Here is a 13,273-nt window from a genome sequence, read left to right as displayed (position 1 = left end):
GTCGAGAAGCGGGCGATCATCCTTCCCCCGCGGTTCGCGGTCCCACATTCGTGCGAACTAGACCAAGCGGTATGTCTGTGCAGCATGGGCTCGTTGTGCCCGCTGCCGACGGCGAAGGAACTTGGCGCGCAGGACACGAGCGGCCGCGGCAGGAGTTCGTTCGCGGAGTCCGCACCACTCAACTGAGAAACGTAGTAGACGCACATACGCCCGCGTCCTGACAGACGGCCCGGGCACTCACCCCGTTCTGCAAATAGAGGGAGTTGATCGGCATGTCGCGTGCTCTGGCACTTGTCTGCACCCTGTCACCATCGCCAAAGCGTTCCAGCAGTCATCTGCTGGCAGATCAGATCATGGCTGAGTTGTCCGCCCTGGGCGTGCAGGGAGAAACCGTGCGGGTCGTCGACCACGACGTGCGGCCGGGAGTCGCACAGGACATGGGAGAGGGAGACGCGTGGCCGGCGCTGCGGGAGAAGGTGCTGGCCGCAGACATTGTGCTGGTGTCCACCCCCATCTGGCTCGGACACCCTTCTAGCGTGTGCCAGCGTGTACTGGAGCGTCTGAACGCAGACATCTCCGAAACCGACGACAAGGGCCGCCAGCTGACCTACGGCAAGGTCGGAATTGCTGCTGTGGTCGGCAACGAGGACGGAGCACACAAGGTCAGTGCCGACCTCTTCCAGGGCCTCAACGACCTGGGTTTCACCCTGGCACCGGGCGCTGTTACCTACTGGGTCGGAGAGGCGCAGCAGGGCACTGACTATCAGGATCTGGACGGGACGCCCAAGGCAGTAGCTGCCACCACACGTACCCTCGCTGTCAACGCGGCCCACCTTGCTCAGACTCTCGCCGATGCCCCGTTCCCGTCCAGCTCGTAGGCCGTCAGTACGTGCACATGCCGCGCTGCTCGGCCCGAACGTCATCGGCGGGCGCCGGCGCCCTGCACGGGAGGAGTAGCAACGCCACGGATCAGGCACCTCCGAGTCGGAACTGCGGCTTCCGGCAGGGGGCGTCACTGAGCCGCGCGCCAGGATGGATCTGCGGGTGGAGCGAGGCGACTTTCGGCGCGGGCCCAAACAGCTCTCGTGACCGCGCTGCTACCTGTCAGCCCTTGTGTCGTAGAGGCGAAAAGGCCAGCCCGGACCGCCAGCCGTCGCCCGGCACCTGTTCAGGCCCGCAGGGAAGGCGCCTCGCCACGTAATGCCGCCTGGCTGATGCGCAACTCGTCGTACGACACCAGGTGGTCGAGGCAGACCGCGCGTCGCCGTGCGAGATCCTGCTCTCTCACGAGATGGTCCGAGAGCGCCGAGGCGTGTCAGCAGGCCATCAAGAGGCCCGTCAGGATCCAGTGTTTCCCACTCGGTACAGATGTGGACCGCTCGCCGCCGAAGCGCGTGCCGAGCGCGGTGCCGGGGAACGTGCCGTTTAGCTCTGAGGTGTTTCCAGGTGTGTACGCCGGGCCGCGATGCTTTCCGTTCGATCTCGCGGCAGCCCCGACGAGCCTCTCCGCTTGAATCCGGACCGGACCCGCTGCGCAATCAGTCCTCCCGCTCCTGATCCTCCTCCTCGTCCGTGGTGTGGACGGCTGCCTCCTCGGCCGAAGCGGCTCCGCCGTCGATGCCCACGTCTTCGGCGTAGACGTCGGTGCGCCGTCCGGGCACCTCCTCCACCGCACTCAGGCGGCCCGAGCGGGTCTCGCCGCCCTCGGGTTCCAGCGGCTCGCCCTCGCCGCCGTCCACGTCTCCGATGCCGTCGCCGTCCGGGGCGCGACGTCGTCGACCTCCTGGGCCAGGCGCTGGTCGAGGGACTCGCCGCGGCGTTCCTCCTCGCCCGTCGTCCCGTATTTGTCGACGGCGAGGGGACGCTCGGGCGGCGAGTAGCCCTCTTCCATCTGGTCATCGAGGTTTCGCTCGCCGAGCGCATTCTCCATGTCGAGCTCGTCGTTCGGCGGATCCTGGCCGTCGTCCTGCGGCTAGTAGATATCGTCGCCACGTGCCTCTGTCGGCATGCTTCGTCCTTCCGTCGGAGGCGTCAAGGGTGCCGGGCCGCCGACGGTGATACCTAGTCGGCGGCCGTCCTTCGCATCTTGCGAGCGCTCAGATGCGTGCGGTGAAGACACCCCATCGATCACCCTAGGTGGGCAGTTGGCCTGCGTCCTCCTGGGCCTCTTCGTCCGGGGCCAGCGCATCGCCGGCCTCACTGTCCTTGCCGTGCCGCCTCCCCTGGTTCGCGACGTCCGGACGTCTCGGCCTCCTCCGCCTCCTGGAGGACCTCGTCGGCGGCGGTTCGGGGCAGCTGCTCTTGATCACGGTGCCTGCGGTCCATATGTCTTCTCGTAACGTTCGTCCCGCCCGGGGGTGTATTGGATGAGGGGTCTGGGCGGGGATCGCGGGCGCCCGTTGTTCCTGGGTCTCCTCCCGCGCGTGCCTGGTCCGGGCCGGTTGCGCACGCCGGCCCGGCGCGGTGTCAGAGCGCGGGGGTGAAACGGTCCCAGGCACGGTGGCCTGCGAGAAGCTCGGTGATGCCGTCCAGCACCGTGGACGCGGCCTCACCGGCCACCACTCCGGGGGCATCCGGAGCCAGACCGGCCTTCTCGAGCACGGTGGTCCCGTCTCCCCAGGCGCCGAGGGCCTTGCCGTGGCGGAACGCCTCGGTGACCAGGAGGAGGACGCGCGGGTCCACGCCGGTTGCCGTGGCCGCGTCGTCGGTCTTGGCGTCGCGGGCCCCGTAGGCGTCCGGGGCCGGAGCGGGGGCTCCCGCCACCACGATCGCGTCGAACTCGATCGACCGGGCGGTGGTGAAGGTGCGCTGCACGGTGACGGGGTCGCTCCCGGAGCCCAGCTCACCGCCTGCGGCTGCGATGACTAGAGGGACCATCCCGGCGTCGAGGACCGCGACGCGTACCTCCCGTACGTCGTCCAGGCCGCTCTCGCCGTCGGTGACGATGCCGACGACCCGGCCGTCGAGCGGCCAGGTCCGGCCGAGCTGGGACAGCGCGGGGCTCGGCTCGGGCGAGGCCAGGGCCACGGTCGCCTCCGGCGCGGGCAGGCCCAGGCCCTCGGCGACACGCGCACACAGCTCCGGATCGATGTTGGCGAGCACCTTGAGGCCGCGCTCCTTGACCGCCTGGTCCCAGCACTTGCCGAGTTCGAAGGTGTACGCCGCGGTGATGTGCTCGCGCTCCGTGGACGTCATGCTGAGCCAGAACAGCTGGGCCTGGCTGAAGTGGTCGTCGAAGGATGCCGCCGCGTCCCGCACTTTGCGGGCCGCCGGGACATCGACGGGTACCTCGATGTAGGCGCCGGTGTCCGCGCCGGCGACGAACGGGCAGCCGCCGTCGAGCGAGTTGGGCCGGTACGGGGCCACGCCCCGGTGAACGGCCGTCTGGTGCATGCCGTCGCGCAGCATGTCGTTGACGGGCGCGTGCGTACGGTTGATCGGCAGCTGCGCGAAGTTGGGCCCGCCCAGCCGGCTGATCTGGGTGTCCACGTACGAGAACAGGCGCCCCTGCATCAGCGGGTCGTTTGTGACGTCGATGCCGGGCACGAGGTGGCCGACGTGGAAGGCGACCTGCTCCGTCTCGGCGAAGTAGTTCGACGGGTTGGCGTTCAGCGTCATCTGGCCGATCGGCTGGACCGGCGCCAGCTCCTCCGGCACGATCTTCGTCGGGTCCAGCAGGTCGATGCCCTCGAACATCTGGTCCTCGGTGTCGGGGAACGTCTGCACACCCAGCTCCCACTGGGGGAAGGCGCCCGCCTCGATCGCGTCGGCCAGGTCCCGGCGGTGGAAGTCCGGGTCCATGCCCGAGGTGATCTGGGCCTCCTCCCACACCTGCGAGTGCACACCCAGTTTCGGTTTCCAGTGGAACTTCACCAGCGTGGTCGCGCCCTCCGCGTTGACCAGCCGGAACGTGTGGACGCCGAAGCCCTCCATCATCCGGTACGAGCGCGGGATGCCCCGGTCCGACATATTCCACAGGGTGTGGTGGGTCGCCTCGGTGTGCAGGGTGACGAAGTCCCAGAACGTGTCGTGGGCGCTCTGCGCCTGCGGGATCTCCCGGTCCGGGTGCGGCTTGCCCGCGTGGATGATGTCGGGGAACTTGATCGCGTCCTGGATGAAGAACACCGGGATGTTGTTGCCGACAAGGTCGAAGACACCCTCGTCGGTGTAGAACTTCGTCGCGAAGCCCCGGGTGTCGCGCACCGTGTCGGCGGAGCCGCGCGAGCCGAGCACCGTGGAGAAACGCACGAAGACCGGCGTCTGGGCACCCTCGGCGAGGAAGGCAGCCTTCGTGATGCCCGCCGCAGCGCCGTACGCCTGGAAGACACCGTGCGCGGCGGCACCACGGGCGTGCACCACCCGCTCCGGGATGCGCTCGTGATCGAAGTGGGTGATCTTCTCCCGCAGGTGGTGGTCCTGGAGCAGCACCGGACCCCGGGGACCGGCCTTCAGCGAGTGGTCGGTGTCGTGGAGCCGCGCGCCCTGCGCGGTGGTCAGGTAGGCGCCGCCCTGGGCCGCCTTGTCCTGCGGGACTCCGGTCGACTGCCCGGTCGGGCTGACAGCCTCCGGACCGCGCTGGTCGCGCTTGGGCGGCAGCGGCCCGCGCGGTTTCGTTGGCTCGTCGAGCTGGGCGGGCTCGGGGCCGGGGGCGCCAGGGATCTCGCTTCCCGAGCCGACGGCGTCCTGGACCTTTCCGGCGGCCGGCACCGGGTTCTTCTTCTCGCTCACTGATTTCCAATCTCGCGGGGGGAAGGGCAGTGCCGTGCGCGGAGGATCGGCACGCGCTGGGGACGGCATCGCCTGACCACGCGTACCCCCCGGGCCACGGCCGGACACGTTGGTTGAGCCATCCGCTTCGGCGTCCCGTTCCTATGAGCGACACGCCGTCTGGCTGCCGCCCTCCGACCGCCTGCCGGGGGATGCACCGGGTATACGGGCTGCGTGAACGCTCCCCGTACCAACCCCGAGAGCCCGGACGCCCCGACGAGCCTCAACAAGGTTCTGACCACATCGCTGCTCTACTTTTTCATCCTCGGAGACGTCCTCGGCGCGGGCGTCTACGTCCTGGTAGGAGAGGTCGCGGCCGACGCGGGCGGCGCCGTCTGGGTGCCTCTCCTGGTGGCGCTGTGCCTGGCCTTGCTGACCGCCGCCTCGTACGCCGAACTGGCAACCAAGTACCCCCGGGCGGGCGGCGCGTCGCATTACGCGACCCTGGCCTACGGGCCCTTCACCGGATTCGTGGCCGGCTTCTGCATGCTTGCCGCCGGGGTGGTGTCGGTGGCGGCCCTGAGCCGGGGATTCGGCGGCGAGTACCTCTCCGAGTTCGTCACACTCCCGCTGGTCCTGGTCACCGTCATCTTCCTGCTGGCGCTGGCCCTGCTCAACGCCCGGGGCATCAGCGAATCGACCCGGGCCAACGCCGTCGCCACCGTCATCGAGGTCAGCGGTCTGCTGCTGGTGATCGGGCTCGGCACCTGGATCGTGCTGCGAGGTGATGGCGATCCGGGCCGGCTCACGAACCTGGGTACGGAGAGCGAAGGCCCCGTCCTGGCGGTGCTGAGCGGGGCAGTGCTCGCCTACTACTCGTTCGTCGGCTTTGAAACGTCCGTCAACGTGGCCGAGGAGACGCGTGACCCTCGACGCTCCTACCCCAGGGCGCTCTTCGGTGCCCTGCTCACCGCGGGCGCCGTCTACGCGCTGGTCGGCGCCGCCGCTGCGGCTGCCGTACCGACGAAGAAGCTGGCCGAGTCCAGTGGGCCGCTGCTCGAAGTCGTCCGCACCGCCGGAGGAGTGCCCACGTGGCTCTTCAGTGCCATCGCGCTGGTCGCCGTCGCCAACGGGGCGCTTCTGACCGGCATCATGTCTTCGCGGCTGGCCTACGGCATGGCCCGCGACGGGCTGCTGCCGAGCTTTCTGACAGCGGTGCTCCCGGGCCGTCGAACCCCGTGGGCGGCGATCGCTGCGACGACCGCCCTGTCGCTGGTGCTCGCCCTGACCGGCGACGTCTCCACGCTCGCCTCCACCCTGGTCCTGCTGCTCCTCGTCGTCTTCTTCGTCGTCAACACCTCCTTGCTCGTCCTGCGTCGTGACCCGGGGCGTTTGGGCCACTTCAGGGTGCCAACTCTCGTACCCGTCCTGGGCGCCGCTTCCTGCGTCGGGCTCGCCACGCAGATCGAGCGCGAGGTCTGGTTGCGCGGTCTCGGGGTGCTCGCGGTGGGTGCGGTACTGGGCGCGGTGGCCGCACTGCGGCTGCGCCGGGCCCGCGAACGGCACCCCCAGTAGGCCCGCGCACACGTGAACCACATGGGAGGTGGTGCACGACAGATCTGCTGACGGTCCGGCGGCTCGTGCCGGTGGCCGGTCGGCCCTCGTGGGCGGCGAACGAACTGGTGGTGCCGGCCTTCTTCTTGTGCGGGCCTCTCCCCGGTGGACGACCCGGAGGTTCGGTTCCTGCTGCACCCATCTCGCCGCGGCCATCGCGCTGGGCGCTCTTCGCCGCGCGGCCGTTTCCGGCCGCCGTTCGTCGGCGTGCGGGCGGTGAAGGCCCAGGCCCCGGCGGCGGCACCCATGCCGTACGGGGGCGGGGCGTCCCGCCCCCGTACGGCGATGGCGCGCGTCCTGGAACGCGGCTTCGGCCGAGACTTTCTGACGCGCCGCGCCCCGTGGTGCAGGGGCGCGGGGCGGCGACCGTCCCGCGAAGTCGGTAGCGTGGACATAACGACGACGACCGGTCGCCAGGGTTCGAGGAGCAAAGAAGCCACTCCGGCACGCCCTGCTCCGGCTCCTGCCCGCCCGGGAAAGGACGCCGCTCATGTGCAGATGGCTGGCCTATTCCGGCACCAGTGTCGTACTCAGCGATCTCCTCTACAAGCCGGAGCACTCGCTCATCGACCAGAGCCTGCACTCCGACATGGGGGTCGAGACGACGAACGGGGACGGCTTCGGCGTCGGCTGGTACGGGCAGGAAGCCGAGACTCCAGCGATCATCCGCGACACTGGGCCCGCCTGGAACAACCGGAATCTGCGGGAGATCGCGAGCCACATCAGATCGCCGCTGTTCTTCGCCCATGTACGGGCGTCCACGGGGTCGGCCATCCAGCAGACCAACTGCCACCCCTTTCGACACGGCCGCTGGATGTGGATGCACAACGGGGCCATCGCGGACTTCCACCGGCTGCGGCGCGAGCTCTCCCTGGCGCTCGACCCGGCACTGTTCTCTGCCTTGGAGGGTTCGACAGACTCGGAGGTGATGTTCTACCTCGCGCTGACGTTCGGACTCGACCAGGACGTTCCGGGTGCGGTGGCCCGGATGGCCGGTCTGATCGAACGTGTGGGGTACGACGGAGGGGTGGAGTATCCGCTCCAGATGACCGTCGCGGTCTCCGACGGCGAACGCCTCTGGTCCTTCCGCTATTCGAGCCTCGGCACGTCCCGTTCGCTGTTCTACAGCAGCAAGGCCGACACCGTGCGGGCGCTCCACCCGGACCTGGACTTCCTTCGGGGCGTGTCGGACAGCACGCGCCTGGTCGTGTCGGAGCCCCTGGGCGGGCTGCCCGGTGTGTGGAAGCAGGTGCCGGAGAGCAGCTACGGGGTCGTCCAGCCGGGCATCGACGAATTCCTGCCCTTCGCACCCGAACCCGTGTAGCAGCCCACGCAAAAGCTGCCCGGCCCGTCTGTGGCCGGGCAGCCCGGTCCGGTTGGCTCAACCGGAGAGCGCGGCGTCGACCGCTTCGAGGAAGGGGTCCAGGTCGCCCGGGTTGCGCGAGGTGATGAGGTTCCATCCCCCGGACTCGTCCGTGACGACCGGCTCGTCCACCCAGTCACCGCCCGCGTTGCGGACATCCGTCTGCAACGAGGCATACGAGGTGAGCCGCTTGCCCGACACGCTGCCGGTCTCCACCAGCACCCATGGGCCATGGCAGATCGCCGCGACGGGGCGCCCGGACGAGGTGAAGGAACGCACGATGTCGCAGGCGGGTCCCTGGAGCCGAAGCGTGTCGGCGTTCAAGGTGCCGCCCGGGACGAGCAGCAGGTCATAGCCGGCCGGATCGACCTCCTCCAGCGTCAGGTCGGGGCGCACGGGCGTGCCGGGATCCTTGTCGCCGACGAGCGTCTCGACGTCGTCCTTCTTCAGCGCGGCGACATCGACCTGGACGCCGCGTTCGCGAAGATGGCCGAGAGGCACAACCAGTTCGTCCTGCTCCACGCCATAGTTCGTCACGATCGCCAGCACCTTGCGCTTGCTGCCGTTGTCGCTCATCTACTGCCGTCCTTCCGTCCTGCGGGGAAACGCCCGGTGACGCGCTACTTCTGGGTCGCAGCCTCCGGGCCCCCATGGGTGCCGGTCATTCATGCGTCCCGCCCCCGGAAGCCTGCTGCCGCGCCGAGGGCGCCGCAACCGCACGCCCCCGCCCGGCCGCCGTTGTGCTGCGGGAGGCCGCCGACCCGAGGACCGCGGCCAGCCCTATGTCCGTCGTCGCGCAGCGGGGCGGGATGCGCGGACCTGGCCTGTACTGCGGGGCGCGCGTACGGAGAGACGCCGACCGACAAGGAGCGTCCCCGGCCGGAAGGCGGCTCACGGCGATGTGGGGGAGTCTTGAAGGGCCGCTCCGCGGGCGCTTCGGCGCGAGGAGGCTTTGCCCCCGGCCGAGGGAGCATGGAGGACATGATGGTGCGGACTGTGGGCGTCGAGGAGGAGCTGCTGCTCGTCGACGAGCAGAGCGGCGACCCCCGGGCGCTGTCGACGGCCGTTCTGGCCCTGGCGGAGCGGCGAGCCGAGGGCGATTCTGCCTTCGAGTCGGAGCTGCACCGCCAGCAGTTGGAGTTCGCCACCGAGCCGCGCGCGGACATGCGGGAACTCGCGGAGGAGATCCTGCGCTGGCGGGCGGAGGCGGCCCGCAGTGCCGCCGAGGCCGGGGGAGCGGTCGTGGCGCTCGCGACCTCCCCGCTGCCCGTCAGCCCGACGATCGGCGAGGGCGTACGGTACCGGTGGCTGGCCGACAAGTTCGGACTGACCACGCAGGAGCAGCTGACCTGCGGATGCCATGTGCACGTCTCCGTGGAATCCGACGAGGAGGGCGTCGCCGTCCTGGACCGCCTCCGCCCCTGGCTCGCGGTCCTGCTTGCGCTGAGCGCCAACTCGCCCTTCTGGCAGGGGCAGGACACTTCGTACAGCAGTTACCGCAGTCGGGTCTGGGGCCGCTGGCCCTCGTCCGGGCCCGTGGAGATCTTCAGTTCGGCGCGCCGCTATCACGAAGAGGTCCAGGCGCTCATCGACACGGGTGTCCTGCGCGACGAAGGCATGATCTACTTCGACGCCCGGCTCTCGCACCGCTACCCCACCGTTGAGATCAGGGTTGCGGACGTGTGCCTCGAACCCGCCGATGCGGCCCTGCTCGCCACCCTTGCGCGCGGCCTCGTCGAGACGGCGGCCCGCGCCTGGCGGGCGGGCGATGCGCCGGAGCCGTACGGGGTCGGGCTGCTGCGCATGGCCGCCTGGCAAGCTGGCCGTCGCGGGCTTGAGGGGAACCTGCTGCATCCGGCCACCATGCGCCCCGCACCGGCGCGGGACGTGGTCCGCGCCCTGCTCGCCCATGTGCGTGACGCCCTGGAGGACAGCGGGGACCTGGCGACGGCCGAGGACGGGATCAGGCGGGTGCTGAAGACGGGCACAGGGGCCCGGATCCAGCGTGACGCGCTCGCCCGCACGGGCAGCCTCCGCGACGCGGTGACCGAATGCGTCACCAGAACGCGCGGCTGAGACGGTGGGCGGCCTTGCTGCGGCGGGAGGCCGACGACGTGCAAGGCGCTCAGGTCTCGTCCGTGCAAACCCGTACGGTGTGCAGCTCCGAATCCGCCGGGTCGGGCAGGTTCATCCCCGCTTCGAGGCCGGTCAGGAGGTAGCGCAGCACCGGCTCCGTCAGCCGTTCCCCGGGCAGCACCACGGGGATGCCCGGGGGATAGGGCGTGATCATCTCGGCGGCGACGCGGCCCGCGGCCTGCTCCACCGGGACGTCCTCGGTCCCGTGGAAGTAGGCGTCGCGCGGCAGCTTCGCCTGCTCCATCCTCAGCTCCGCCGGGGCGGGGACCGCCACCACGGGTCCTCGGGGCAGCGAGGGTGCCTGCCGGGCGAGGTCGCGCAGCGCCGTCGTGAGCCGTTTCGTCGTCTCGGCGTCGTCGGCATGGGTGAGCTGGGCGCTGATGCGCCGGTGGTCCATCAGGTGTGTGTCCAGGTGGTGGTGTTCGCGCAGCCAGTCCGCCGCCAGGTAACCGGAGACACCCAGTTCCGCGATGTCGATGATGACCGGCAGCGGGTCGAACTCGGAGCCGGCCCCCCGTCCGCAGAAGTCGTCCCGATCGTTGACGTGCATGCCGTCGATGGACTCGATTTCCTCCCGCACCGAGCAGGCGAGGGCGAGCGCCCGGGACATCAGGGTGTGGCCCTCCAGCACCATCTGGCGCCGCCAACCGTCCATGCCGGCGTACAGCAGTACGGAGGGGCTCGTGGTGCCCAGCAGGTCGGCCCGGGACGCGAGCGTGTCGTGGTCGATCAGATCGCCCTGCAAGTGGAACACGGACCCCTGCTCCAGGCCGCTGCCCATCTTGTGGATGCTGGTGACGCAGACATCGGCGCCGGCGTCCATCGCCCACGTCGGCAGGTCCGGATGGAACGGCAAATGTGCGCCCCATGCCTCGTCGACGATCAGCGGGCGGGAGCGTCGGTGACACACCTCGGCAATGGCTCGCAGATCCGCCGCCACGCCGTACGGCGTGGGGCTGGTGACCAGCGCACCCTTCGCGTCGGGGTGTTCCTCGAAGGCCCGCGCGTACGCCTCGGCGGACGGCGCGTGTGCGAGATGGCGTTGCGTGTCCCATTGCGGTTCGATCCACACCGGCCGGATTCCGGAGAGGATGAGCCCGGAGATCACCGCCTTGTGCGCGTCCCGCCCGACCAGGAGCTTCTGGCCGTGCGCGGCGACGCTCAGCATCGCGGCCTTGACCGACAGGGAGCTGCCGCACGTGGAGAAGAACGCGTGCTCGGCGTGCACGGCGTCGGCCATCAGGATCTCCGCACGCCTCAGTACCCCAGACTTCGTCCGACGGTCGTCGAGCCCGCCACTGGCCAGCACGTCACCGAGGAACACGGCGTCTCCGAGCACCTCCCTGACCTCCGGCGCGGCGCCCCGGGCCTGCTTGTGACCGGGGGGAGTGAACCCCATCTCGCCCTGCTGCCGGTAGGCGGCCAGGGCGTCCAGAACAGGTGCTTCCTCATGATTCTTCGACATACCTGCCGCCTTCCTGTGGTCTGCCCTGCCAATCCGCGCACCGAGAAACCCTGGGCTACGGAAGCGGCGTGCCGCCGGTCGCGTTCACGATCTCGCCGGTGACGAAGCTTGCGCTGTCGGATGCCAGGAACACGTACGCCGGAGCCATCTCGGCGGGCTGCGCGGGCCGTCCGAGCGGGCTCTGCTTCCCGAATTCCTTGGTGTCCGGCAGTGTGGCCGGGATCAGCGGCGTCCAGACCGGCCCCGGGGCCACGGCGTTGACGCGGATCCCGTCGGGCGCCAGCATCTGCGCGAGGCTGTGGGTGAAGGTGACGATGGCGCCCTTGGTCATGGCGTAGTCCAGCAGATGCGGACTCGGCTGATAGGCCTGCACCGACGTGGTGTTGATGATCGATCCGCCGGCCGGAATGTGTGGAAGGGCCATCTTGCACAGCCAGAACATCCCGTACAGATTGGTGCGCAGCACGCGGTCGAACTGCTCCGTGGAGATGGCGGAGATCCCCTCGGACTGGGCCATCTGGTATGCGGCGTTGTTGACGAGGACGTCGATGCGCCCGAACTCCTGTACCGCGCTGCCGATCAGGGCCCGGCACTGCTTCTCGTGGCGGATATCGCACGCTTCCGTCAGCGCCTGCCGACCCGCTTCCTCGACCAGCTTGGCCGTCTCCCGCGCCTCGTCCTCCTCGGAGTCGAGGTGGGTGATCAGCACATCCGCCCCCTCCCGGGCGAAGGCCAGCGCGACGGCCCTGCCGATCCCGGAGTCACCTCCGGTCACGACGGCCTTGCGGTCCTTCAGGAGCCCGTGGCCCCGGTAGGAATCCTCGCCGTGGTCGGGCGGTGGGTCCATGGGGCCGGTCCAGCCCGGGTGCTCCTGACTCTGCTGCGGGAAGTCGGGCTGGGGGAAGCGCTCGGTGGGGTCCTGGCCGGGCGTGGACTCACTCATGACGGTATGTCCTTCGTTGATGGTGGCGGAGGCCCGGACCGGGTTTCACCGGACATCCTTGATGACGAAGCCGCTCCGGGGTGCGGTCGGAATCCGGTGCGACGGGATGGCGAGATCCTGGTCCGGCAACTGGTACGAAAGGCCGGACAGCAGACCCGCGAGGGCGGACAGCAGGGCGAGGGCGATGTCCTCGCCCGGGCAACGGTGCCCCGTGGCCGGGTCGCCACCGCCCTGCAGGACGAGTTCGTCCGGCCGCCGCACCGGCGTGCCCCGGAAGCGTGCGGGATCGAAGACGTACGGTCGGGCCACAGGTCCGCATCGTGGTTCTGGCCATAGAGGTCGAGGAGCACGGGCGCTCCGCCGCCGGCGGTCGGGCAGCCATGCGTAGCCCCGGAGGAGGAGGAACGGGGCGCTGTCGACCATGAAGTCTCCGTAGGACAGATATGCGGGGCCGTGCGGCGGTGTGGCGTCCTGGGCGCGGGCCCGGGGGTGTCCTGCCATCGATCCTGGGCGCACCGGGACCGGTGCGCGACTCGGAATCCGGTGGATGGCGCTGCGGCTGTTGTCCCAGCGTGCGGCGCCTGCTCCGGCGTACCCCCGGGCCTGACCGCACGGGTACCCGTGGCGCCCGGAGACATGCGGGACCGTCCCGACAGGTGCTCGTACGAGGGGGTCGGCACGTTCCCGGATTGAATCCGGCATTCCGGTTGAATCCGTGTTCCTGGGGAACTCGTCGCTGAGAACCACTGTGCGGGCTGGCACCCAGCGTGACGCGGGAGGAACCTGGGGAGATGGGACGGCATGCGGAAATCGCCCGCGCCCTGGCCATCAGGGCAAGGGCGGCGAAACTCAAGTCGGATGGTGCCGCGCTGGGTGACGAGGGACTCAAGGCGGAGGGCCGGCGGCGCGAGGCCGTCGGGCGGATGGCCCAGGCCGAGGCGAAAGCGCCCCGGCGCACGGCCGGCCACTGACCCGGCGGCGCATCCGTCACCCGACAGCGAGGAGATCACTCATGCGTGCACTCACCTGGCAAGGAAAGCGCGAC

At 69.8% G+C, this 13,273-nt stretch carries 10 protein-coding genes and 1 pseudogene; 5 read left to right on the top strand and 6 right to left on the bottom strand.

All coding sequences use genetic code 11. The annotated features are described in order from the left end of the window. Window positions 1–272 precede the first annotated feature (272 nt). Window positions 273–878 (top strand): flavodoxin family protein, encoded by a 606-nt coding sequence (locus ACIQMX_RS39670; RefSeq protein WP_402485795.1) that lies wholly within the window; start codon window positions 273–275, stop codon window positions 876–878. Window positions 879–1,538: 660 nt separating this feature from the next. Here ACIQMX_RS39670 and ACIQMX_RS39665 read toward each other — a convergent pair. Beyond that, a pseudogene (locus ACIQMX_RS39665) lies at window positions 1,539–1,930 on the bottom strand (DUF5709 domain-containing protein). 536 nt (window positions 1,931–2,466) lie between these two features. Next, window positions 2,467–4,728: a catalase gene (locus tag ACIQMX_RS39660; RefSeq protein WP_402485792.1), complete on the bottom strand. Its 2,262-nt coding sequence runs from the start codon at window positions 4,726–4,728 to the stop codon at window positions 2,467–2,469. Window positions 4,729–4,941: 213 nt separating this feature from the next. Between ACIQMX_RS39660 and ACIQMX_RS39655 the strand changes: the two genes are divergently transcribed. Next, window positions 4,942–6,282 carry an APC family permease gene (locus tag ACIQMX_RS39655; protein WP_402485790.1) on the top strand — a complete coding sequence of 447 codons (1,341 nt, stop codon included), beginning with the start codon at window positions 4,942–4,944 and terminating at the stop codon, window positions 6,280–6,282. Between the two features lie 529 nt (window positions 6,283–6,811). Further along, a complete protein-coding gene (locus tag ACIQMX_RS39650) occupies window positions 6,812–7,645 on the top strand; it encodes a class II glutamine amidotransferase (protein WP_402485787.1) in 834 nt (277 codons plus the stop codon). 57 nt (window positions 7,646–7,702) lie between these two features. Here ACIQMX_RS39650 and ACIQMX_RS39645 read toward each other — a convergent pair whose 3' ends face one another. Further along, a complete protein-coding gene (locus tag ACIQMX_RS39645; RefSeq protein WP_402485784.1) occupies window positions 7,703–8,260 on the bottom strand; it encodes a DJ-1/PfpI/YhbO family deglycase/protease in 558 nt (185 codons plus the stop codon). A 408-nt stretch (window positions 8,261–8,668) separates the two neighbouring features. On the opposite strand from ACIQMX_RS39645, the gene ACIQMX_RS39640 reads away from it, so the two are divergent. Continuing rightward, complete coding sequence (locus ACIQMX_RS39640) at window positions 8,669–9,760, top strand: glutamate--cysteine ligase (protein WP_402485881.1); 1,092 nt, start codon at window positions 8,669–8,671, stop codon at window positions 9,758–9,760. Window positions 9,761–9,809: 49 nt separating this feature from the next. Here ACIQMX_RS39640 and ACIQMX_RS39635 read toward each other — a convergent pair whose 3' ends face one another. From ACIQMX_RS39635 to ACIQMX_RS39625, 3 genes are read right to left on the bottom strand one after another with little or no spacing between them, the layout of a single operon-like run. Next, window positions 9,810–11,285, bottom strand: coding sequence for an aminotransferase class I/II-fold pyridoxal phosphate-dependent enzyme (locus ACIQMX_RS39635; protein ID WP_402485781.1), 1,476 nt, complete (start codon window positions 11,283–11,285; stop codon window positions 9,810–9,812). A gap of 55 nt (window positions 11,286–11,340) precedes the next feature. Beyond that, on the bottom strand, window positions 11,341–12,228 hold the full coding sequence (locus ACIQMX_RS39630) for a glucose 1-dehydrogenase (RefSeq protein ID WP_402485778.1): 888 nt from the start codon (window positions 12,226–12,228) through the stop codon (window positions 11,341–11,343). Between the two features lie 45 nt (window positions 12,229–12,273). Beyond that, window positions 12,274–12,537 carry a hypothetical protein gene (locus tag ACIQMX_RS39625; protein ID WP_402485776.1) on the bottom strand — a complete coding sequence of 88 codons (264 nt, stop codon included), beginning with the start codon at window positions 12,535–12,537 and terminating at the stop codon, window positions 12,274–12,276. A 482-nt stretch (window positions 12,538–13,019) separates the two neighbouring features. Between ACIQMX_RS39625 and ACIQMX_RS39620 the strand changes: the two genes are divergently transcribed. Continuing rightward, window positions 13,020–13,199, top strand: a complete 180-nt coding sequence (locus ACIQMX_RS39620) for a hypothetical protein (protein WP_402485773.1) — start codon at window positions 13,020–13,022, stop codon at window positions 13,197–13,199. The last annotated feature ends 74 nt before the right edge of the window (window positions 13,200–13,273 follow it).

This window comes from Streptomyces sp. NPDC091416, from assembly GCF_044756845.1.
Taxonomy (GTDB): domain Bacteria; phylum Actinomycetota; class Actinomycetes; order Streptomycetales; family Streptomycetaceae; genus Streptomyces.
This window is presented reverse-complemented; position numbering and strand designations above follow the sequence as displayed.

Excerpts from the sequence above, each read along its gene's own strand:
- ACIQMX_RS39670 (WP_402485795.1), top strand. The coding sequence starts at position 273 with ATGTCGCGTGCTCTGGCACTTGTCTGCACCCTGTCACCATCGCCAAAG.
- ACIQMX_RS39650 (WP_402485787.1), top strand. The coding sequence starts at position 6,812 with ATGTGCAGATGGCTGGCCTATTCCGGCACCAGTGTCGTACTCAGCGAT.
- ACIQMX_RS39645 (WP_402485784.1), bottom strand. The coding sequence starts at position 8,260 with ATGAGCGACAACGGCAGCAAGCGCAAGGTGCTGGCGATCGTGACGAAC.
- ACIQMX_RS39640 (WP_402485881.1), top strand. The coding sequence starts at position 8,669 with ATGGTGCGGACTGTGGGCGTCGAGGAGGAGCTGCTGCTCGTCGACGAG.
- ACIQMX_RS39635 (WP_402485781.1), bottom strand. The coding sequence starts at position 11,285 with ATGTCGAAGAATCATGAGGAAGCACCTGTTCTGGACGCCCTGGCCGCC.
- ACIQMX_RS39630 (WP_402485778.1), bottom strand. The coding sequence starts at position 12,228 with ATGAGTGAGTCCACGCCCGGCCAGGACCCCACCGAGCGCTTCCCCCAG.
- ACIQMX_RS39620 (WP_402485773.1), top strand. The coding sequence starts at position 13,020 with ATGGGACGGCATGCGGAAATCGCCCGCGCCCTGGCCATCAGGGCAAGG.